A 21899-nucleotide genomic window follows, 5' to 3' on the forward strand; every position below is an offset into this window, starting at 1 on the left:
GCAACTCGATGTAGGATCTATTCTTTTTTTAGAGAAAGTTATTTAAAAATTCGGTAAAAGGGGATATGATAGTACTATATTAATTATTTAGGGATTCGAAGGAATTTCCAATCATATATATAGGTTTTATACGGAAGGAAAGAAACCAACTTGGGGGACGAAAAATGATAAAGGTATTATCCTATTTAAAGCCGTACCGGATTGCGATTGCGTTTGCTCTTTTATTAATGCTAACAGAGCTTGCAGTTGAGCTTGTACAGCCGCTTATCATGGCAAAGATTATTGATGACGGCATATTGGCGAATGATTTATCTGCTGTGACGAAATGGGGCGGCATCCTTATTGGCTGTTCAATCATTGCTTTTTTCGCAGGAATTATCAATTCCTTTTATGCCGCTCATGTCAGCTATAGCTTTGGGTTTGATGTAAGGAAAAAGGTATTTGATAAAGTACAGTCCTTTTCCTTTGCTAATTTCAATTTATTTCCTACATCCTCATTGATTACCCGAATGACAAATGATATTACGCAAATTCAAAATACCGTTTTTATGAGCTTGAGAATTATGCTTCGGGCACCATTGCTTATTATTGGCGGCATCCTTATGGCATTTATTGTGAATGTAAAGCTTGCCCTTATATTATCAATTGTCGTGCCATTTTTATTTATTTTTCTCATGTGGCTTATGAAAAAGGGTGAACAGCTATTCAAAGAGGTGCAAGAAAAGTTAGATACTGTTAATGCGGTTATGAGGGAAACACTAACAGGAATTCGGCTCATCAAAGCATTTATTAGAAGAAAGCATGAGGTTAATCGTTTCACGAAGGTGAATGAAGACTTAAAGGAACGATCTGAAGTTGCGTTACGGGTAATGGAAATTACGATGCCTGTTCTGCTTCTAATCATGAATCTTAGTATTATGGGTGTGCTTTGGTTTGGCAGCATTCAAGTGAATACTGGGGGCGTGCAGGTAGGGGAAGTTGTGGCCATCGTCAATTACGCGACACGAATCACAGGCGCATTCTCTGTCTTTTCATTTATTATTATGGCTTTTTCAAGAGCAAAGGCGTCTTCGAATCGAATCGTTGAAGTCCTAGAAACGCCAGCCGATCTAATCGACCGGACAGATGTGGATCCTCATGGAACAATTACATATGGAAAAATTGAATTTCATCATGTTATGTTTCAATATCCAGACACCGATTCACCGGCATTAGAAAACATTAGCTTTACTTTGCAGCCAGGTCAAACTGTAGCGATTTTAGGAGCAACAGGCTCGGGGAAAACAACGCTATTTCAATTAATTCCAAGACTCTATGATGTAAATGATGGAACATTATTTGTGGACGGACAGGACATTCGTGAACTGAAAATAGAAAGCTTGCGAAGGAAAATTGGCTTTGTCCCGCAGGAAGCACTGTTGTTTTCAGGGAGTGTGAAGGAAAATATTGCGTGGGGCAAGGAAAATGCAGGAATGGACGAAATCATTGAAGCGGCAAAGGATGCACAAATCTATGAAACAATCAAAAAACTGCCAAACCAATTTGAAACAAAGCTTGGACAAAAAGGCGTGAATCTATCAGGTGGCCAAAAGCAGCGCCTTTCGATTGCACGGGCACTCATAAGAAAGCCAAAAATATTGCTTCTTGATGATAGTACAAGTGCGCTAGATATGAAAACGGAGGCAAACTTGCTGAGAGCATTAAAAAAATATACTTGTACAACGCTCATAATCACTCAGAAAATTAGTACAGCAATGGAAGCAGATAAAATCATTCTTTTAGAGGATGGCAAATTGTTAGCAGAAGGTACCCATCAATCCTTGCTTCAAACTTCTCAGCTATACAAGGAAATTTTCCACTCCCAGTCGAGAGAGGAGAGAGATTATGCTTAAAGAGCTTAAAAGGCCTTTTCAATATGAAAGAATTCTTAAAAATGAGAAGATCACAGATGAAGAAAATGAGAAAAAGCGAAAATCAAAAAATTATTTACGGACATTAAAAAGAATTTGGCAAGTCCTCTCTATGAATAAAGGGCTGCTATATATTGTCCTGTTATTAGTTGTTGTCAGCTCAGCTCTTGGGTTGCTTAGCCCATTCTTGGTTGGGATGGCGATTGATGATTATATCGTCACTAGAAAAATCGAGGGATTTATTCCTCTTCTTATTGGATTGGCATGTATTTATGTGTTCAATTCTTTAGCTTTATGGTTTCAAAACTATTGGATGATTGGGATTGCACAAAATACGGTGAATACGATGAGGATGCGGCTTTTTAAGCATCTTCATAAGCTGCCGATTCCTTTCTTTGATAAACGCCAGCATGGCGAATTAATGAGCCGAATCACAAATGATATTGAAAATGTCAGCTCGACCCTGAATAGCTCTGTGATTCAGATTTTTTCTAGCATACTTACCCTTATAGGTACAGTGTCTGTCATGCTTTGGCTTAGCCCGTTATTGACAGGATTAACGTTAATCATTGTTCCGCTAATGTATTTCGGAATGAAGTGGATTACAAAACGCACGGGCAGATTATTTAAGGAGCAGCAGAAGAACCTTGGTGAATTAAATGGGTTTATCGAGGAAACAATTTCTGGCCAGCGAATTATTAAAACCTTTTCACAAGAAGAGAAGGTGACGGCGGAATTTTTGGAGAAAGGTGAAAAACTGAGAGTAGCAGGTTTTTGGGCACAGACGTATTCTGGCTTTATTCCGAAGCTGATGAACGTATTAAACAATCTTAGTTTTGCTGTTATTGCTGGGATTGGCGGGATCCTTGCGTTAAATGGAGCGATCTCGATCGGTGTGATTGTCATTTTTGTCGAGTATTCACGTCAGTTCACTCGTCCTCTGAATGATCTTGCTAATCAGTTCAATACCTTACTCTCTGCTATTGCAGGTGCAGAGAGAGTGTTTGAAATCATCGATGAAGAGGGAGAATTTAAAGAAGAAAGCAGGCTTCAAGAATTATCAAAAGTTTTGGGGGATGTTGTCTTTAGCAATGTAACCTTTTCATATGAAGAAGAAAGTAAAACGGTTAAGAATGTACATCTCCATGTCTATCCAGGTGAAACAGCAGCGTTTGTCGGTCCGACAGGTGCAGGGAAAACAACGATGATCAATTTACTTTCACGATTTTATGAAGTAGATAGCGGCCAAATATTGATTGATGGTGTTGATATTGCTAATGTGAAAAAAGAAAGTTTACGCAAGCAAATGGGTTTTGTTCTCCAAGATCCCTTTCTCTTTCAAGGAACCGTTCGGGAGAATATTCGCTACGGCAGGCTTGAGGCAACAGATGAAGAGGTAGTGGAGGCTGCAAAGCTCGCAAATGCTCATTCTTTTATAACAAAGCTATCGGATGGCTATGATACGTTATTAAGTCAGGATGGGAGCGGGATCAGTCAAGGGCAGAAACAATTGCTTTCGATTGCAAGAGCCTTTCTTGCGAGACCTTCACTTTTAGTATTAGATGAGGCGACAAGCAGCATCGATACGATTACTGAATTAAAGATCCAAGCGGCATTACAGGAATTAATGAAGGGAAGAACAAGCTTTGTAATTGCCCATCGTTTGAATACCATTCAGAATGCAGACAGAATCTTTGTCCTTGATGACGGGCAGATCATTGAAGAAGGCACACATGAAACATTGCTTGAGAGGGAAGGTTTTTATTATCAGCTGCACGGAAAGTCCGCTGCATCGTTTTAAGGAAAGAACCTGTTGTTAAAACTGAATGTAGGATGTTTGAAAAGGGAGTTTCTCCGCTTCTCTAATATTGGGGGGCTATGGAGCATTCATGTCGACCGATAATAGTTCAAACTCGATTACCCGATCGCCAAGGAGCTCCCATGTCGACCGATTATTGTTCAAACTCGACTTCCTGGTCGCTATGAAGCATTCATGTCGACCGATAATAGTTCAAACTCGACTTCCCGGTCGCCAAGGAGCTCCCATGTCGACCGATATTTATTCAAAATCGATTACCCGGTCGCTAAGGAGCTCCCAAGCAAAAAAGCCAGGAAGAGATGATTGATCATTCTTCTTGGCTTTTTTATTTTAAAGTACCCCTTTTTCCTTTGCTTCCTCTAGCCATTCAGGAAATTCATTTAACAGTAATTGATAGAGCTCATCATCTGTTATTTTCTCGATGTCTTTTATGTGGAAAAAGTTAGCATTATCGATGTATCGGCCTTCCATCGTATCCAATTTTTCCAGCACTTCAAAATTAGAGTCGCCGATGCCGACAAACTGCCAGAATAGAGGTTTATTAGAAGATGAGACGACAGGTCTTTTTATCGTTCTTTTGCATCCGCCATCGTTAATAAATACGATAAAAGCAGGATCAGCACTAGGATCTTCTACCGTATACTTATGGATGACATCCTCCATTACAGGTGGTTCATCATTTCTTCCAAACTTATGAATAAGGGAATTATTTAAAATATAATCGTCTACATAGCCAGCAAAATCTATTTCTGTCACAGGTTTTAGTCTGGAGAACTCGTTATCATACACCCAAACATCTAATGATCCATCATCATCAAATTGGCTAGCAACAGCAAGAATACGTTCGACTACTTTTTGAACCGTTCCGTTTTTATAAAGCCGGCGCATCGATCCTGAAATATCCAAAACAAGTGCAACTCTTGCTGAAACATTCGTTAAATTCTTTTTTTCCAAAACAATTTGTGCGGATTTTTTTAGTAAGCTGATTGAACTCATTTGAACATCCTCCTTGTGTGACAAGTATATAATTAATGTACCATAAAAGGTGACGAGCGAGGAATGAAGATTCTGAAAACTAAAGGGTCCCTCGATGAAAAAGGCGAAAAGTTATCCGAGTATTTATCAACATTAAAAATGTAGAAATCATAAGTAATCCACAGACTTTTCCACATTATCCACAGTAAGAAGCGAGGAATTTAATAGTTGCTAAAAGTATTGATATAATAGGGTTTCAAGGTGTTATTCACATTACCCACAGGATTGTGCATAACTTGCAATTCACAGTTTGTTCAAATTCAAAAGAACTTATGTGAAAGATATGTGAAGTCGATTGCAAATAGGATGAATACAGCGTATATTAAAAGTGTAGAAAGCAAGTGAAACATTTCACAAAAATAGCTAAGTCACTTAAATAGCTTTCTACTAAAATAAGCTGGCCGGCTTAACACCCTTGAATGGGTAAAAAAATTTCGCAAACATTGTGAATCACATCACAATAAAATAAAAATCTGGAGATGATTACTATGAAATGGTGGAAAACTCCTCAAGTAGCAGTTGTTTGGACGATCTTACGAATTTGGCTAGGTGTACAATGGATTCAAGGTGGATGGCATAAAGTGGTTGACGGATTTGATGCAAGTGGATTTATGCAAGGAGCTATTGCAAAGGCTGCAGGGGAAAACCCAACAGTGCAAGGCTGGTATGCAGGCTTTATTGAAACAGTAGCATTACCGAATGCAGATTTATTCAGCACATTGGTTGCATATGGTGAAGTATTAGTCGGTATTGGTCTTATCCTTGGTGCAGCAACAATTCCAGCATTAATTGCAGGAGCATTCATGAATCTTAACTTCTTATTAGCAGGTACAGTCAGCACTAATCCAGTTCTTTATACTACAGCAATCATCTTACTCTTTACTGGTACTGGCGCTTACTTCTGGGGTGTTGACCGTTTTGCAATCCCATACGTGAAAAACCTAATTAACAAACGTGGAGATAAGACTGAAGCAGCGAATACGAATTAACCCTCTTATAAATAAATGTAAAAGGAAGCAGATTTCCAAGATGAAGGAAATTTGCTTCCTTTTTTTATTTTTTAACTCTTTCTCTGTTTACCTTTTACTCGTTGATTGGCAGCATTTGCTCGGGCTTGTGCCTCCAAATCTGCTTGATCAGCGAGCTCTGCTGAGTACTCTTCGTCAATTCCATCGGATTTCATGTTTTGTGGTACTTGTGGCAGTGATGCTTTGTTTTTATCACGAGATCTTTGTCCGCGTGAACGACCCATTGCCAAAACCCCTTTCAGCATAAATAATCGCGAAAAGCATATGCTTTCCTTTTTTATTTTTGCCTTTTTAAGGAGTGATATGTATGGAAATTAATGTTTGGTGTTTCTTCCGACATAGCCCCCAGCTCGATCGGCCATCTTAAATTCACGTGAGTAAAGAACCTCTTGCATACTCGATAATGATCGTTTCTTTTTATCTTTTGTTTTCTTATCCATTTCAATCATCCTTTCAAAATAAGGTTAATTTACACACTTCTTATTTTTCCCTAATTAGAAAGGATTGATACAGGTGAATCGATAATATTTCCTAATTGGTCACAGGCCGATAAATATCCTTTAACGCATCGTCTAGCTTTGGAAAGCTGAAGGTGAAGCCGTGTGATACGAGCTTGTTCGGAATGACCTTTTGTCCTTCTAGCACGAGTATGCTCATCTCACCTAATGCTATTTTTAAAGCAAATGCTGGTGCTGGTATCCAATGTGGGCGCTCCAGCACCTTTCCAAGCGTCTTGCCAAATTCTCTCATCGAAACGGGATTTGGTGCTGTGAAATTAACAGGTCCTTCTATTTCATTCGTAGTTATCACAAACTCAATCGCTTTTACAACATCGTGCAAATGAATCCAAGATACCCATTGCTTTCCCGAGCCAACCGTACCACCAACAAAAAATGAATAGGGCATAGCAATACGCGGCAGCGCTCCACCATTTTTATCAAGGATGATTCCGAAACGACAGTAAACAGTTCGAATCTTCTCTTCCTTTGCTGCAGAAGCTTGTAATTCCCACTTCTGAACCGTTTGCGCTAGAAAGTCTGAACCAGTATGAGTGGATTCTTCTGTAAAAGTAAGTGTATTTGATAAACCATAATAACCAATGGCACTCGCTTGGATGAATGCCTGTGGTTTTTTTTGAAATTGGTTCAGTATGTTTAGTATCTCTTTTGTTGTAAAAATTCGGCTATCTAAAATGTTCTTTTTCCTTTTGTCTGTCCATCTGCCGCTATTTATCGATTCACCCGCAAGATTAATCAGTACATCAATGCCTTCTAATGCTCTAGCGGGGTGATCACCTTCATTCAGCCATTGTACATAAGTCATTTTCTCCGTATTCTTTTTATTTTTAATGCTTCTAGTTAAGATAAAAACCTCATGCCCTTTATCGATCAATTCCTTTGTCAATGAAAGGCCGACAAATCCTGTTCCACCTGAAATGGCAATTTTCATTTCTAACCTCCTCTTCCTATGTCTGCAAAACGATATAGAGTTACTTTCTTCAAATAAGTCATAATCCCTTTTAAAAAAATGTGTTACATTAATGGAGAGGTGAAGAAAATGCCTATCATAACGAAAATATCAATCCAGCAAAAAAAGACAGATCGCTATAATATCTTTTTAGATGAAAAATATGCTTTCAGTGTTGATGAAGATGTATTAATTAAGCATCAGCTTAAAAAGGGAATGGAGCTAGATGAGTTCCAGCTTTCAGAAATTGCCTATCAGGATGACATTCGAAAATCATATAATTTGGCCATCCAGTATTTGTCGAGGAGAATGCGGTCAGAAGCGGAAGTGCGAAAGCATTTGAAGGAAAAGGAAGTAGATGAACCGATTATTCAGGAAGTCGTTCATCGATTGCATCAATATCGCTTCTTAAATGACGAGGAATTTGCTATTGCTTTCGTAAGAACTCAAATGAACACGACCGATAAAGGGAAAGAACTGATTCACAGGGAGCTGCGTGAGAAGGGGATTCTAGAAAATACGATTGATCGTGCATTACAAGAATACCCTTATGAGAAGGAACTAGAAACAGCGATTGCCCTTAGTGAGAAATTTGTTCAAAAAAACTCATGTGATTCCTCGAAAATAATGAAGCAAAAGCTAGAAATGATGCTTACACGAAAGGGTTACTCATTTGAAATGATCCAAGCGGCCATTGCTGAAGCGAATATGGAAAAAGCAGAGGATGAAGAAATGATGGCCTTGCGCACACAAACAGAAAAGGCCCATCGAAAATATGCAAATCTGCCCGAGTTTGAATATAAGCAAAAAATGAAACAAACCCTTTATCGAAAAGGCTTTACACTTGAACAGATCGAATTGGTGTTGGAAGAGCTTGCAGAAAAGTAATGGACGTTGTTTTAAAAAAGTTGTGCTTACTAATGAGTAGCCGTTAAATCAGGAAAAGTGGCAATAAACTTGAGCCCAATTTCATTAAAATACGATCATTTAATGTAAAAAGCTGTCCATAAAATGAACAGCTTTTTTTACGTTATTTAGATTCAATAATAATTTCATCCTTTGCGGTATTAGCGATAATCATTTCGGCAACGTCCGCAGGTGAGCGCAGGCGGGATTTATCCTGAATATGATCGTTATGATCCCAAAAAGGGGTATCCATTCCACCCATGTATACCGCTTTAATTTTTACATTCGTATGTTCATATTCCTTTTGAAGGCTTTCTGTCAATCCACGCACAGCAAATTTGGAGGCGACATAGCCAGCCTCATTTACTTTTCCTTTTAGTCCAGCTGTTGAAATGATATTCATCAAGAGTGCTTCCTCTTTTCCTTGTAGAACTGGAAGAAGTGCCTGTGACATGTAGATGGTGCCCAAGACGTTCGTATGAAGCATTTCCATAATTTCTGTAGCAGTCATTTTTTCGAAAGGACCGAAGTGACCGACTCCTGCGTTGTTGATTAATCCATAAAGATCAAATTGATTATGTGCCATCCTTACGAACGAGTGGACGGCTTCATCATTAGTAATATCAAGTACAACGGAGTCAGCATATCCGCCTTTATCTTTTATTTGCGTTTCGATTTCTTTTAATTTTGATTCTGTTCTCCCGATTAAGAGCAGATGGTATCCTTTACTGCTATATTGTAATGCCAACTCTTTCCCTAAACCTGATCCAGCACCTGTAATAATGATTGTTTTCATTTGTTGTTGTTCTCCTTCTATCGTTTTATTCAAGGAAGAGAATCATGCTTTTCCCTTTTCTAAGCCTATATTATTCACTATACTTAATATGATGTTCAAATGCTATTATTAAAATATAAATGGATATACATACAGACAGGGATGGGTGGACACTATGACACAGGTAAAAAGATATAGCTCAATGACACAATATGAGCTTCAGCAGGAGATCTCTAAATTGAATGAAAAGGCGAGAAAAGCCGAACAAATGGGCATGGTGAATGAATTTGCGGTAATGGAAAGAAAAGTTGTGATGGCTAAGTCATATTTATTAAATCCAGATGATTATAAAGCTGGAGAAATTTATGAGATTGAAGGCGATCCAGGCTCCTATTTCAAAATTGATTACATGAATGGTGTCTTTGCCTGGGGCTATCGTTTAAATGGAGACAAAGCAGAAGAAGCATTGCCAATTTCATTATTGAAAAAGTAAGAAGAAAGAGGACAAGCCTCTTTCTCCTTATTGCTTCAGTGCCTTATCGCCTATCAAACTTTTCGATAAGTCAACACCGGTTCGTATCTCACCGTGTTTCCTTTATCTCGTTCGGAGCCCTTCCAGTTTGTACCGCGAAACCTTAGGCACTTTCGCTTTTCTAATTAAGATCTTTTTCTTGTTTGTGCTTCTAAAATGATCAGGTTTTGTGATAATTGGGTTTCTCCATTCACTTGTGAGTGTGCACGTTTCGGTCTAAAATTAGGTGCATTGAATTTTGTATGGAAGAAATTTTTTGGTTTTCCCATCATCAAACCTCCTAGTCATTTTTATGCAGATTGGCTTTTTTTAGAAGTCGGGTGTATCACTATCACGGTTAGTCGATGCCCGCATTCTTTCTTGTGGGTGTGTATTGATGGTCCCATCTGCTCTTTTTGAAGCGTATTCTGCTTTGGCTCTAGGCTCGCCTTCAAATTTATTATTATTTTGGTTCGGGAAGTTTTTAACTTTGTTACGCATGGCTATTCCTCCTGACCCTTAATAAAACCGTGAAAAGCAAACAATTGAAGAATGCTGGTCACGTAATTATAGTATTGGTTTCTTTACGAAAGGTATGATGGTTAGTTATTGGTAATGGGGGTGAAGAAATGAATGAATACCAAAAGCGATTATTCGAGCGCTTGTTAGAGATTAATGATCAATTATCAGCAAATCAAGCTCAGACATGGGTAGAGCTTCTTTGGGAAGATTTTGAGGCGACTTATGCAAAAGCAGGCAGGGAATACAAAGGCAATGAAATGACAGTGAAGGTTGTCAGTCAATGGATTGAATATTATGGCGATAAGCTCCATGAATTTGTTGCCCATAACCCGAAATACAAGCATTTGCTTGAAGATGATATGAATAAATGGCATTAATACAGGCTGTCTCACTATTTGAGGCAGCCTGAATATTTTAAAAGATAAGAAAGCTTGTGAGAGAGAGAATTGTCTAGCTCAAGCATCTAACGCCTATCGAACTGCAGGTCACCTTTGCAACGATTGCGTCAAACGGGGTTTGCTCACACTCACTGTGTTTCCTTTATCGCTATCATTGTCCATTCCAGTTTGTACGGCCGAGACCTTAGGCGCTTACGCTTTTCTTAATTCGGAATAATTTCAAGCTTTTTCCTTAGCTTTTCCTCACTGAAAATCCACCCAGTATAGGATGTAATTATGTTAAACTGAGGATCAAGTTGAACGACGGCAACAAATGGGTAATAGTCATTGCTGCGATAACGAAGATCAATGAAGCGTACTTCATAATACTCATCATACTCATCAATTTCCCAGCGGTATACAGGTGAAAAGGATAAGAAGGCAGATAAGTTTTTATCTTTTTTCGCTGCATTGAGTACAGGTGTTTCTGGAACGGGTACACGATTGAATTGATCCAGAATTTGCACTTGATTGTTTTCTGCTCGACCAACGAAAAATTGATGTTTGTTCATGACGGCAATTCGCCATTGGCTAAATTTCATTGTAGGAGCGATAATAATTTCAGTTGCATCAGGAATCATCGTTTTAATTTCCTTATATACTTTGTGCCGTGCACGGAATCGCAGGAAATAATAGGCGATTAATAAACCGTATATATAAATAAATGTATAGCCAGGGTTTGCACCAAAGGCCCAAATAATGAGACCGATAATATGAATCCCAAATATGTAGGGATCAAACGTGTTAATGACTCCTAGAGCTACCCATTTTGATGAGAAGGGCCTTAATGCTTGGGTTCCATACGCATTGAAAATATCGACAAATACATGAAGGAAAACAGCTAAAAAAGTCCAAAGCCATAAATGGAGCAAATTAGTTTCAGGAAAAAAAGGATAAATAAGAGCGGTCAATGCAATTGGCCATAATAGAACAGCCGGAATTGAATGGGTAATTCCGCGATGATTGCGTATATATACAGCATTATTTTTTAATTTTAAAATGGTATCGATATCAGGGATTTGTGAGCCAACAACGACTCCTATCATGACGCTTGTTGTAGCTGCTGAACTTTCAGCAACGACTGGATCAAGGGTAGAAATGCCTGCAAGTGCGAGGCCCATAACGATATGAGTACCTGTATCCAAAGGGAAAAACCTCCTTTATTTAGGTAGTGAACAAATAGATCCCTTACTATAATATTATCCTTATTTCACATGTTACACTAGTGAAAAATAGGGGAATTTTTGAGACAAAAGGGCAAAGAAAATCCTGTCATAAATTTTCCCAATTTATGAGGTGATTATCCAAACGAAAAAGCAATATGGAGGAAATACCGTGAAGAAAGCGCAAGTAAAACAATTAGAAAACATCGATATTGATAAATTTCAACAAGATTTAATTAGCTGGTTTGAGGCAGAGCAGAGAGAGTTGCCGTGGAGAAAGGACAAGGATCCGTATAAAATATGGGTATCAGAAATCATGCTGCAGCAAACCCGAGTGGATACTGTGATTCCATATTTTCAAGGATTTATTGAGCAATTTCCAACGATAGAAGCTTTATCAAATGCGGAGGAAGAACGAGTACTAAAGGCATGGGAAGGACTTGGATACTACTCTAGGGTACGAAATCTTCAATCAGCTGTCAAAGAAGTGTATGAGAATTACGATGGGAAAGTACCGGCAGACCCACAAGAGATTTCTTCTTTAAAAGGGGTAGGCCCATATACAGCTGGTGCGATTCTCAGTATTGCATATGGCATTCCAGAACCAGCAGTTGATGGAAATGTGATGAGGGTTTTATCAAGAATATTATCGATATGGGACGATATTGCGAAAGCTTCATCAAGAAAAGTATTTGAAGCGGCAGTTAGAGCTTTAATTTCTCATGATAATCCTTCGTATTTTAATCAGGCGTTAATGGAGCTAGGGGCTTTAATTTGTACACCTACCTCACCAAGCTGCTTACTATGCCCAGTCCAAGAGCATTGCGATGCCTTCCGTGAAGGTACGCAGAATGAGTTGCCTGTCAAAACGAGGAAGAAAAAACATCGTCATGTGCAAATTGTCGCAGCTGTTCTACAGAATGCGGAAGGGAAATTTCTTATTCATAAAAGACCGGATAAAGGCCTTTTAGCCAATCTTTGGGAATTTCCGAATACAGAAGTCATTCAAGCATTTATTAATGAAAAGGACCAATTAAATGAAATGGTCAAAGATGCATATGAAGCAGAGATTCAAATAGGAGAAATGATCGGGCAAATTGAGCATGTTTTCTCACATTTGACGTGGAATATTAATGCATATCAAGGGCAGGTTCGATCGATTGCAAAGGAATCAGCAGAAGTAAAATTAGTAACAGCCGAAGAAATGAAGGCATATACCTTTTCTGTATCACACCAGAAGATTTTTCAGCAATTTATTCAACATATAGAAAAAGAGGGCTAATCATTCACGACCGCCCCTTTTTTAAATGGGTGTAGCTAAAGTTTTTTTAGCCCTCCGCGATTTTGAATTTCTTCGATGATTTCCCTTTGGATTGTTTGACCTTCTGTATTCAAATAGGGGACAATCTGTTGGAAAGAGTGATGGAAAAAGGCAAGCTCGTCATTCGCCCAATCTGTTTTCGCCATCATTGATAATTCGGTCATATCGCGCCCGTTATACATGTTCATCTTCCTTTCATAATTCAGATGGAGAGGATTCATTCAAGTCTTCTATATGGTTTGTTCTAGTTTGCTTCATATACATCGAAAAGCTAAAATAAAAAAATAATAGATGCGTTCAATCCGTTGATTCGCTGAAAAGGAAAGGGTTTTTTAAATGACACAGAAAGTAGCACTAGTTACAGGAAGCAGTAGAGGAATCGGGAAGGCAACAGCATTGAAGCTTGCGAAGGAAGGCTATGATATTGTTATCAACTATGCTCGAAGTAAAACAGCAGCATTAGAAACGGCAGCAGAAATCGAAGCACTCGGAAGAAAGGCATTAACTGTGAAAGCAAATGTTGGAGATGTAGAAAAGATCAAACATCTCTTTGAAGAAATTGATAAAGAATTTGGCAGACTAGATGTATTCGTTAATAATGCGGCATCAGGTGTTCAGCGCCCTGTTATGGAGCTTGAAGAATCACATTGGAATTGGACAATGAATATTAATAGCAAAGCTTTATTGTTCTGTGCACAAGAAGCAGCCAAGTTAATGGAGAAGAATAATGGCGGGAAAATTGTAAGTATAAGCTCGCTAGGATCGATTCGCTATTTAGAAAATTACACCGTGGTTGGTGTGTCAAAAGCTGCATTGGAAGCATTGACACGTTATTTAGCGGTCGAGTTGGCAGAAAAAAATATTACTGTCAATGCGGTTTCTGGAGGAGCGGTTGATACGGAAGCATTAAAGCATTTTCCTAATCGTGAAGAACTGCTGGCTGAGGCAAGGAAAAAAACACCTGCAGGCCGAATGGTTGAAATTGATGATATGGTAAATGCGGTTATGTTTTTATTAAAGGATGAATCAAGTATGATTCGCGGTCAAACGATCATTGTTGACGGGGGCATCTCTTTATTAGTATAAGCCCAGAAAAAATTTTATTAGATGAGGATATTTCCTCCACGCTTGGATAAATTAATATGCGTGGAGGTGATAACGATGGCAAAACAACCAAATCAATCAAAAGCTGGTACGAATATTCAACAAGTGAGACAACAAAATGCACAATCTGCGGGACAAGGCCAATTTGGTACAGAATTTGCTAGTGAAACAAATGCACAAGAAGTAAGACAACAAAATCAACAAGCAGAAGCCCGCAAAGGGAAAAACTCTGGTAACTTCAATCAATAATTTTTGGAAAAGGCGCTCTTCAATCGGAAGGGTGCCTTTTCGCTTTTTTGTAAACTTGCATAAAGCCGAATAAAATAATCACAAGCTGCTGAAATAAAGCTCAGTCATGCTTTTTTTTAAGGCTTAGTTCTATAAGATTGTTTTTTTAAATCAAATGTTAGAATGAATGGTTTACCAAATAGATCGGTTGATTGGAGCGGAAGGTAGCGAGACTCCTGCGGGATGCGTAGGACAGCTGAGACCCCACAGGAGCGTGAGCACGAGGAGGCTCAGCGCCTACCCCGCGGAAAGGGAGCAACCTGGAGTGGAAATCAACCTTTACCAAAATTATGTGTAAAATAGCTACAAAGTTTGCGAAAACATCCTTTTAAAAAGATAAAATAGTATATCTTTTGAGATAGAGAACTGTCTAGCTCCAGCGCCTATGCTTTTCCTATGTTTAGATTACCGAAAGAAGAGAAATAACTAGTATAGATAAGGGTGGCTCTCCATTCGACAAAACTTCCTTTTCCTCAACATAACTAGTCAAAGGATAGTAAAGAGTGAAGAACGAATACATACAATTGAAAAATAAATGGGACGGTGACAAACAATGAAAAGCTTTGACCATTTAGTAACAGAACAAATGCAAACGATGGAGAAACTTTTGTATTTACAAGGTGAGCTTGAGCGGTGCGAGGAAATTGAAGAGCAGTTAAAAATGCTGCAGCAGGAAACAGAGCTAGAAAGTTTACAAATGGAAATTGCCAATAAGAAGAATGAATTAAGAGAAATTCACAAAATATTTGAGAGTCAAACAGAGGAAGTCATTCGTTCCTATCAGGAGGTAAATGTTTCTGTATAGAATACATATGTTAATCATTCCTGCAATTTTTTCAAAGAGCCATTGATGTTTTCAATGGCTCTTTGTTTTAAATTCTGCCTATAACCGTTATAATAGATAGAAAAAGGATTCGTACTTTGTAGCCTTTAGTTGAATTAGGGAAATATTTTGTTTTTTGAAATTCGTATAGCAACTAGATGAACTAGGCGATGTCTAGCTTCAGCGCCTAAGGGATCCAAGTCATAGCTAATCCGTCGAAAGGTTAAGGACAACCTTTCTGCTGGCTTATCTTATGTTTGGCGCCCTTGGGTGAGGTGCTTTGCGCATTTCTAGCTAGGGTTCAAAGCCCGGGTATATGAAAGTAGGGGAGAAGAATGGCCGTACCCATAGAAGGAGAACCAATACAAATTCATAGCTATAAGCATAATGGGCACATCCATCGCGTCTGGGATGAAACAACCATATTAAAAGGAACACAAAATCTAGTAATAGGTGGAAATGATCGGACGATTGTAACTGAATCAGATGGAAGAACCTGGGTGACAAGGGAACCAGCCATTTGTTATTTTCATTCACAATACTGGTTCAATGTGATCGGCATGATCCGTGAAGATGGCATTTATTATTATTGCAATCTTAGCTCACCATTTATTTTTGATGGAGAGGCCGTCAAGTATATTGATTATGATCTTGATATTAAAGTGTTTCCAGACATGACATTTAACTTGCTAGACGAGGATGAGTATGAACGGCATCGTCAAGAGATGAATTACCCTGAGCCGATTGATCGGATTCTTAAATCCAATGTGGATCAATTAATTCACTGGATCCGTCAAAGAAAAGGTCCATTTGCACCAGATTTTATTGATATGTGGTATGAAAGGTATTTAACTTACAGACGCTATTAAAAAGGAAATGAATGCAGACATAATGCCTGTTGAGCTTACTATCAACAGGTTTTTATGTGGGGAGAGATAAAGGCAAGAGGAGGAAAAAGTTGGACAGTATTAAGCGTTATATGGAATTTGTAAAACCATATCGGCTACAAATTATAGTGACACTCATTATTGGTATAATAAAATTTGCGATCCCTTTAATGACGCCGTTATTAATCAAATATGTGATCGATGACATAGCAGGTAATCCGAATTTAAGCAGTGCGGAACAAACGAGCAAGCTATTTCTCATTATGGGTATCATGATTATTATTTTTGTGATTGTACGCCCGCCAATTGAATATTATCGGCAATATTTTGCCCAATGGGTCGCAAGCAAAATTTTATACGATATTAGAGATAAGCTGTTCACACATATTCAAAAGCTAAGTTTTAAATATTATTCAAATACAAGAGTTGGGGAAGTGATTTCGAGGATCATTAATGATGTCGAACAAACGAAGACCTTTGTTGTTACAGGGCTTATGAATTTATGGTTAGATATTTCAACCATTATCATTGCGATTGTTATTATGTGGCAAATGGATACGACATTAACGCTTGTCTCCTTAATTCTATTTCCTTTTTACGGCTTTTCGGTCAAATACTTTTTCGGAAATTTACGGAAGCTGACGAGAAGGCGATCACAGGCACTTGCTGAGGTGCAAGGCTATTTACATGAAAGAGTCCAGGGGATGGCAGTTATTAAGAGTTTTGCCATTGAAGACTATGAACAAACACAGTTTGATAAACAAAATAGCAATTTTTTATCGAAGGCAATTGATCATACGAAATGGAATGCGAAAGCTTTCGCCGTCGTGAATACAATTACAGATATCGCGCCTTTAATCGTCATTGGCTATTCAGGCTATCAAGTCATTCAAGGGAATCTTTCTGTTGGAACAATGGCTGCATTCATTGCGTATATTGATCGATTGTATAATCCGTTAAGAAGACTTGTGAATTCATCAACAACATTAACTCAAGCCATTGCATCGATGGACCGAGTATTTGATCTAATCGACGAGAAATACGATATTACAGATTCAAAAGACGCAATCGAATGCAAGAATATTCAAGGGAATATTGAATTTGAAAAGGTGAGTTTTTCATATGGTGAAAAGGAAGAACAAGTCTTAAAGAACATTAACCTTCATGCCCAAAAAGGAGAGACAATTGCCCTTGTAGGGATGAGCGGAGGCGGGAAATCCTCCTTAGTCGGACTTATCCCCCGTTTCTATGATGTTTCGGAAGGAAGAATCCTTCTAGATGGCAATGATATTCGTTCATTTAAAGTACGTACGTTAAGGGATAAAATTGGGATGGTATTACAAGATAATATTCTATTTAGTGAATCTGTGAAAACAAATATTCTTCTTGGAAAGCCTAATGCAACTGATGAAGAGGTCATTGAAGCTGCAAAGGCAGCCAATGCCCATGAATTTATTATGAATTTGCCGGAAGGGTATGATACAAAAGTAGGGGAACGCGGTGTGAAGCTTTCAGGTGGGCAAAAGCAGCGAGTAGCAATTGCGAGAGTGTTCTTAAAGAATCCCCCTATTTTAGTATTAGATGAAGCAACCTCCGCACTAGATTTAGAAAGTGAGCATTTAATTCAAGAGGCACTTGAGCAGTTAGCAAAGGATCGGACGACCTTCATCGTTGCCCATCGTTTATCAACAATTACTCATGCGGATCGGATTATCTTAATTGAGCATGGAGAAATTGTCGAAGTTGGCAGTCATGAAGATTTAATGAATAAACAAGGGAATTACTATAAGCTTTTTCAAGTTCAGCAGTTGGAAAAGTAAGCAAAAAGGGTTGACTCAATCAGTGAGTCAACCCTTTTTTTTACAAAACGAATAATTTTGAGTCAATGAATGTTCTAGTGCAAGCTACTTTTCAATTTTCGAATGTCTTCCAATTATTAGTCTGCTTGCGGTACTCAAGCTTGTTGCTTTTAGTCATATTTGCCTAACTAAATCATAAACTAGTATAGGTTAAGGGCATCAGGAGAAAGGTGTCATTTTTTGCCACGTCCTGTCGAAAAATATAAAATTTTTAATATATTCATATAATTCAGGCGAAATATGTGGACTTCTATAATTTTTTTTAATAGAATAAAAAACAAATGATATATGGTTCTGATTTTTCAGAATCTATTCAACGGGTGGAACACCTAGAAAGGAGTATCACTGTGACTAATGCTCCAGTATTGGATGTAAAACAGTTAAGAACATCATTTTTTTCAGAAGATGGAGAAATACCTGCAGTAGATGAAGTGAGTTTCTCTGTTAATAAAGGAGAGATTCTTGGCATTGTAGGAGAGTCTGGTTGCGGAAAAAGTGTGACTTCATTATCGATCATGAAGCTAATCCCACAGCCTCCTGGGAAAATTGTTGGGGGAGAAATCTTACTGAATGGTGAGAATTTAGTTGCTTCATCAGAAAAAAGGATGCGTGAAATTAGAGGGAATGAAGTGGCAATGATTTTTCAAGAGCCAATGACTTCATTAAATCCGCTTTTCACGATTGGGAATCAGCTGATCGAAGGAATCAAAATACATACAAAAATAGGGAAAAAGGAAGCCTTCCAGCAAGCGGTGGATATGCTTAAACTCGTTGGTTTGCCAAGAGCTGAACAAATTATGAATGACTACCCTCATCAGCTTTCAGGGGGAATGAGACAAAGGGTAATGATTGCGATGGCTCTTTCCTGCCATCCTAAATTACTAATTGCGGACGAACCGACTACTGCACTAGATGTAACTATTCAAGCGCAGATTCTTTCATTAATGAAAGATCTTAATGAAAAGCTTGATACGGCGATTGTCCTCATTACCCATGACTTAGGTGTAGTTGCTGAAGTATGTGAACGTGTAATCGTCATGTATGCAGGAAAGGTAGTAGAGGAAGCACCAGTAATGGAAATATTTAAAAACCCAAAGCATCCTTATACTCTTGGTTTATTGCAGTCTGTGCCAGATGTCCGTGAAAATAAAGAACGTCTTTATTCCATACCAGGCAATGTACCAAAACCAGGGTCGATTAAGACGGGCTGCCGGTTTGCAGCAAGATGTGAATTTGTTCATGATCGCTGTCTAACAGATAATCCTCCACTGTATAAAGTGAATGGCGCTGAGGAGCACACTGTAAGGTGTTTCTTGCATGAACAAGGAGGTGCAGTTAGTGGCTGAGGTATTGCTTGAAGTCAATCAATTAAAAAAGTACTTTCCGATCACAGGTGGTATTTTTGGCAAAAAGGTTGGGGAAGTGAAGGCTGTTGATGATATTACATTCTTCGTTAACAAAGGCGAAACACTTGGCCTTGTAGGAGAGTCTGGCTGTGGGAAATCGACAACAGGCAGAATGTTAATGCGTCTCATTGAACCGACAGAGGGGAAAGTACTTTTTGAAGGAAAAGAACTAACGAATCTATCTGATAGTGAAATGCGGAAGATGCGGAAGGAAATGCAAATGGTTTTTCAAGATCCATTCGCGTCATTGAACCCACGTCATACAGTTGAAAAGATATTGGAAGAGCCGCTAATTGTTCATGGCATAGGCGATAAAGAGGAACGAAGGAAAAGGGTCAAGGAAATGCTTGAGGTTGTTGGCTTAAGCGGCTATCATGCCAAGCGCTATCCCCATCAATTCAGTGGAGGACAAAGACAGCGGATTGGTATTGCCCGGGCATTAATGACGAAACCGAAATTGATTATTGCTGATGAGCCTGTGTCTGCATTGGATGTATCCATTCAGTCACAAGTATTAAATCTACTCGAGGATCTACAAAAGGAGTTTCAGCTTACATACATATTTATCGCACATGATCTTGGAGTAGTGAAACATATTAGCGATCGAGTAGGTGTCATGTATCTTGGCAGATTAGTAGAGATTACGACGGCTGAAAAGCTTTATGAAAAGCCGTTGCATCCATATACAAATGCATTATTAGGTGCTGTCCCTGTCCCAGATCCTAGCTTGAAAAAGGAAAGGGAGCTTTTGACAGGTGATATCCCAAGTCCAGCCAATCCACCAATGGGCTGTGCTTTTCATACGAGATGTAAGGAATGCATGTCTGTTTGTAAAACGGAAAGGCCTCAATTAGAGGAAATCGAGCCTGGTCATTTTGTAGCTTGTCATTTGTATAAAACAAATTAAGCTTTTGCAAATGACAAATTCTGCATGAATGATAGATTGCAAGAATCAGAAGTTGAAGCTTCTGGTAATAGAAAAAAGGGGGAAAACGATGAATAAGCGTAAAGGATTTTTATGGCTAGTGTTTGCTTTGCTATTATCCTTAGCATTGATTGGATGTAGCAAAAGCGAAGAAACGGATGCTCCGAAGGAAACAGACAGCAATAAGGATGGGGAAACAGGAGAAGTGGCAGAAGAGCCAGAAGAAACAGCTACTGGTGGCACACTTGTATTCGGTCGCGGAGGAGATTCAACTTCACTTGACCCAGCTTCAACAACAGAAGGTGAAGCTTTTAAAGTAACAGTAAACTTATTTGAAACATTGATTAACTTTGGCGAGCAAGACACTGAAATCGAAGCTGGACTTGCTACTGAATGGGATACGAGTGAAGATGGTTTAAAGCACACATTAAAATTACGTGAAGGTGTTAAGTTCCATGACGGAACAGACTTCAATGCAGAGGCTGTTGTCTTCAACTTTGAACGCTGGAGCGCAGGGAATGCAGAGCAATTCTATTACTATAACTCTCAATTTGGCGACAAAATCGATAGTGTAGTAGCTGTTGATGAATATACGGTGGAATTTAACTTAAATACACCAATCGCGCCATTCTACAAAAACTTAGCGATGTCTCCTTTCGGCATTGCGAGCCCAACTGCAATTGAAACACATGGGGAGAAATTCCAAGAAAACCCAGTTGGAACAGGTCCATTCGTATTCAAAGAGTGGAAGCGTAATGACCGTATTACAATTGAAAAATTTGCTGATTACTGGCAAGAAGGATTACCAAAATTAGATTCAGTTATTTTCCGATCCATTCCAGAAAACTCAGCACGTCTGAATGCACTTGCTTCTGGAGAAGTTGATTTAATCGATGGTGTGAACTTTAGTGATGTGCCAACAATCGAAGGAAACCCTGATTTACAAGTATTCGAAAGACCAACACTTAATGTTGCGTATCTTGGTTTGACAAATACTCGTGGTCCATTACAAGACAAACTAGTTCGTCAAGCACTTAACCATGCTGTTGACAAAACAGCGCTAATCGACGCATTCTATGCTGGTGCAGCAGATCCAGCAATCAACCCAATGCCTCCAGTAGTAGCTGGATACAATGATGCGGTTGAAGATTATGCGTATGATCCAGAAAAGGCAAAAGAATTATTGAAAGAAGCAGGTTATGAGAATGGTTTTGAAATGGAACTATGGGCAATGCCTGTTCCACGTCCATACATGCCAGATGGACAGAAGGTTGCTGAAGCATTACAAGCAAACTTCGCTGCCATTGGCGTAAAAGCAGAAATTGTATCGTATGAGTGGGGTACTTATTTAGAAAAGGCAAATAATGGAGAAGCAGATACATTCTTACTTGGTTGGACGGGTGATAATGGGGATGCAGACAACTTCTTATATGTACTTCTAGATGAGGATGCAATTGGTTCAAATAACTACACATACTACAAAAACGATGAAGTACATGATTTATTATTAAAAGCTCAAGCAAGCCCTGATCAAGCGGAGCGTGAAGAACTTTATAAGCAAGCACAAGTCATTATTAAAGATGATGCTCCATGGATTCCACTTGTTCACTCAAGACCAATCCTTGCGGGTAAAGCGGGTATCTCTAATTTCCTTCCACATCCAGTAGGATCTGACTTACTTTCAGGCGTTGAATTAAAATAAGCAAATGAAAA

The 21899-nt window shown here is 38.8% G+C and carries 24 protein-coding genes; 15 read left to right on the forward strand and 9 right to left on the reverse strand.

Annotated features, from left to right (window positions below; all coding sequences use genetic code 11):
• Positions 1 to 164: 164 nt before the first annotated feature.
• Together J2Z40_RS15990 and J2Z40_RS15995 are read left to right on the forward strand one after the other, a co-directional pair.
• Entirely contained in the window at positions 165 to 1892 is a 1728-nt protein-coding gene (locus J2Z40_RS15990) for an ABC transporter ATP-binding protein (protein WP_066391753.1), read from the forward strand.
• Positions 1885 to 3711, forward strand: coding sequence for an ABC transporter ATP-binding protein (locus tag J2Z40_RS15995; RefSeq protein WP_066391758.1), 1827 nt, complete (start codon positions 1885 to 1887; stop codon positions 3709 to 3711). Before J2Z40_RS15990 ends, J2Z40_RS15995 begins: the two co-directional genes overlap by 8 nt.
• A 348-nt stretch (positions 3712 to 4059) precedes the next feature.
• On the opposite strand, the gene J2Z40_RS16000 is transcribed toward J2Z40_RS15995, so the two are convergent.
• Complete coding sequence (locus J2Z40_RS16000) at positions 4060 to 4725, reverse strand: vWA domain-containing protein (RefSeq protein WP_066391760.1); 666 nt, start codon at positions 4723 to 4725, stop codon at positions 4060 to 4062.
• 527 nt (positions 4726 to 5252) lie between these two features.
• On the opposite strand from J2Z40_RS16000, the gene J2Z40_RS16005 reads away from it, so the two are divergent.
• Positions 5253 to 5753, forward strand: a complete 501-nt coding sequence (locus J2Z40_RS16005; RefSeq protein WP_066391762.1) for a DoxX family protein — start codon at positions 5253 to 5255, stop codon at positions 5751 to 5753.
• 71 nt (positions 5754 to 5824) lie between these two features.
• Here the strand turns inward: J2Z40_RS16005 and J2Z40_RS16010 are convergent, their stop codons facing one another.
• The 3 genes from J2Z40_RS16010 to J2Z40_RS16020 form a co-directional block, all read right to left on the reverse strand.
• Complete coding sequence (locus J2Z40_RS16010; RefSeq protein WP_053478895.1) at positions 5825 to 6016, reverse strand: YfhD family protein; 192 nt, start codon at positions 6014 to 6016, stop codon at positions 5825 to 5827.
• A gap of 90 nt (positions 6017 to 6106) precedes the next feature.
• Positions 6107 to 6232: a YfhE family protein gene (locus J2Z40_RS16015; RefSeq protein ID WP_083953833.1), complete on the reverse strand. Its 126-nt coding sequence runs from the start codon at positions 6230 to 6232 to the stop codon at positions 6107 to 6109.
• Between the two features lie 91 nt (positions 6233 to 6323).
• On the reverse strand, positions 6324 to 7241 hold the full coding sequence (locus tag J2Z40_RS16020; RefSeq protein WP_066391764.1) for a TIGR01777 family oxidoreductase: 918 nt from the start codon (positions 7239 to 7241) through the stop codon (positions 6324 to 6326).
• Positions 7242 to 7349: 108 nt separating this feature from the next.
• Here J2Z40_RS16020 and recX point away from each other — a divergent pair, with 108 nt between their 5' ends.
• On the forward strand, positions 7350 to 8147 hold the full coding sequence (gene recX, locus J2Z40_RS16025) for a recombination regulator RecX (protein ID WP_066391766.1): 798 nt from the start codon (positions 7350 to 7352) through the stop codon (positions 8145 to 8147).
• Positions 8148 to 8289: 142 nt separating this feature from the next.
• Here recX and J2Z40_RS16030 read toward each other — a convergent pair whose 3' ends face one another.
• Positions 8290 to 8961, reverse strand: a complete 672-nt coding sequence (locus J2Z40_RS16030) for an SDR family NAD(P)-dependent oxidoreductase (protein WP_066391767.1) — start codon at positions 8959 to 8961, stop codon at positions 8290 to 8292.
• 154 nt (positions 8962 to 9115) lie between these two features.
• On the opposite strand from J2Z40_RS16030, the gene J2Z40_RS16035 reads away from it, so the two are divergent.
• A complete protein-coding gene (locus J2Z40_RS16035) occupies positions 9116 to 9433 on the forward strand; it encodes a YfhH family protein (RefSeq protein ID WP_066391768.1) in 318 nt (105 codons plus the stop codon).
• A 164-nt stretch (positions 9434 to 9597) separates the two neighbouring features.
• Here the strand turns inward: J2Z40_RS16035 and J2Z40_RS16040 are convergent, their stop codons facing one another.
• Complete coding sequence (locus J2Z40_RS16040; protein ID WP_083953834.1) at positions 9598 to 9741, reverse strand: YpzG family protein; 144 nt, start codon at positions 9739 to 9741, stop codon at positions 9598 to 9600.
• A 40-nt stretch (positions 9742 to 9781) separates the two neighbouring features.
• Entirely contained in the window at positions 9782 to 9952 is a 171-nt protein-coding gene (locus J2Z40_RS16045) for a small, acid-soluble spore protein K (RefSeq protein ID WP_066391769.1), read from the reverse strand.
• 128 nt (positions 9953 to 10080) lie between these two features.
• On the opposite strand from J2Z40_RS16045, the gene J2Z40_RS16050 reads away from it, so the two are divergent.
• On the forward strand, positions 10081 to 10350 hold the full coding sequence (locus tag J2Z40_RS16050; protein WP_066391770.1) for a YfhJ family protein: 270 nt from the start codon (positions 10081 to 10083) through the stop codon (positions 10348 to 10350).
• Positions 10351 to 10574: 224 nt separating this feature from the next.
• Here the strand turns inward: J2Z40_RS16050 and J2Z40_RS16055 are convergent, their stop codons facing one another.
• Positions 10575 to 11555 carry a metal-dependent hydrolase gene (locus J2Z40_RS16055; RefSeq protein ID WP_066391771.1) on the reverse strand — a complete coding sequence of 327 codons (981 nt, stop codon included), beginning with the start codon at positions 11553 to 11555 and terminating at the stop codon, positions 10575 to 10577.
• A 190-nt stretch (positions 11556 to 11745) separates the two neighbouring features.
• Between J2Z40_RS16055 and mutY the strand changes: the two genes are divergently transcribed.
• Positions 11746 to 12855: an A/G-specific adenine glycosylase gene (gene mutY / locus J2Z40_RS16060; protein ID WP_066391772.1), complete on the forward strand. Its 1110-nt coding sequence runs from the start codon at positions 11746 to 11748 to the stop codon at positions 12853 to 12855.
• 35 nt (positions 12856 to 12890) lie between these two features.
• Here the strand turns inward: mutY and J2Z40_RS16065 are convergent, their stop codons facing one another.
• Positions 12891 to 13076 (reverse strand): hypothetical protein, encoded by a 186-nt coding sequence (locus J2Z40_RS16065; RefSeq protein ID WP_066391774.1) that lies wholly within the window; start codon positions 13074 to 13076, stop codon positions 12891 to 12893.
• Positions 13077 to 13230: 154 nt separating this feature from the next.
• Here J2Z40_RS16065 and fabL point away from each other — a divergent pair, with 154 nt between their 5' ends.
• The 8 genes from fabL to J2Z40_RS16105 all read left to right on the forward strand — a co-directional run bounded on the left by fabL (position 13231) and on the right by J2Z40_RS16105 (position 21888).
• Complete coding sequence (gene fabL, locus J2Z40_RS16070) at positions 13231 to 13980, forward strand: enoyl-[acyl-carrier-protein] reductase FabL (protein WP_066391778.1); 750 nt, start codon at positions 13231 to 13233, stop codon at positions 13978 to 13980.
• Between the two features lie 75 nt (positions 13981 to 14055).
• On the forward strand, positions 14056 to 14247 hold the full coding sequence (locus J2Z40_RS16075) for a gamma-type small acid-soluble spore protein (protein ID WP_066391779.1): 192 nt from the start codon (positions 14056 to 14058) through the stop codon (positions 14245 to 14247).
• A gap of 592 nt (positions 14248 to 14839) precedes the next feature.
• Positions 14840 to 15091 carry a YgaB family protein gene (locus J2Z40_RS16080; RefSeq protein ID WP_066391780.1) on the forward strand — a complete coding sequence of 84 codons (252 nt, stop codon included), beginning with the start codon at positions 14840 to 14842 and terminating at the stop codon, positions 15089 to 15091.
• Between the two features lie 353 nt (positions 15092 to 15444).
• A complete protein-coding gene (gene ntdP, locus J2Z40_RS16085) occupies positions 15445 to 15978 on the forward strand; it encodes a nucleoside tri-diphosphate phosphatase (protein ID WP_066391781.1) in 534 nt (177 codons plus the stop codon).
• A gap of 89 nt (positions 15979 to 16067) precedes the next feature.
• Positions 16068 to 17816 (forward strand): ABC transporter ATP-binding protein, encoded by a 1749-nt coding sequence (locus J2Z40_RS16090; protein ID WP_066391783.1) that lies wholly within the window; start codon positions 16068 to 16070, stop codon positions 17814 to 17816.
• Positions 17817 to 18202: 386 nt separating this feature from the next.
• The gene (locus J2Z40_RS16095; protein ID WP_066391785.1) at positions 18203 to 19201 is read left to right on the forward strand and encodes an oligopeptide/dipeptide ABC transporter ATP-binding protein; all 999 of its coding nucleotides are present in this window, start codon (positions 18203 to 18205) and stop codon (positions 19199 to 19201) included.
• Complete coding sequence (locus J2Z40_RS16100; RefSeq protein WP_066391788.1) at positions 19194 to 20168, forward strand: dipeptide ABC transporter ATP-binding protein; 975 nt, start codon at positions 19194 to 19196, stop codon at positions 20166 to 20168. Before J2Z40_RS16095 ends, J2Z40_RS16100 begins: the two co-directional genes overlap by 8 nt.
• Positions 20169 to 20256: 88 nt before the next feature.
• Positions 20257 to 21888, forward strand: a complete 1632-nt coding sequence (locus tag J2Z40_RS16105) for an ABC transporter substrate-binding protein (protein WP_066391789.1) — start codon at positions 20257 to 20259, stop codon at positions 21886 to 21888.
• Positions 21889 to 21899 lie beyond the last annotated feature (11 nt).

The organism is Cytobacillus eiseniae, assembly GCF_017874625.1.
GTDB lineage: Bacteria > Bacillota > Bacilli > Bacillales > Cytobacillaceae > Cytobacillus > Cytobacillus eiseniae.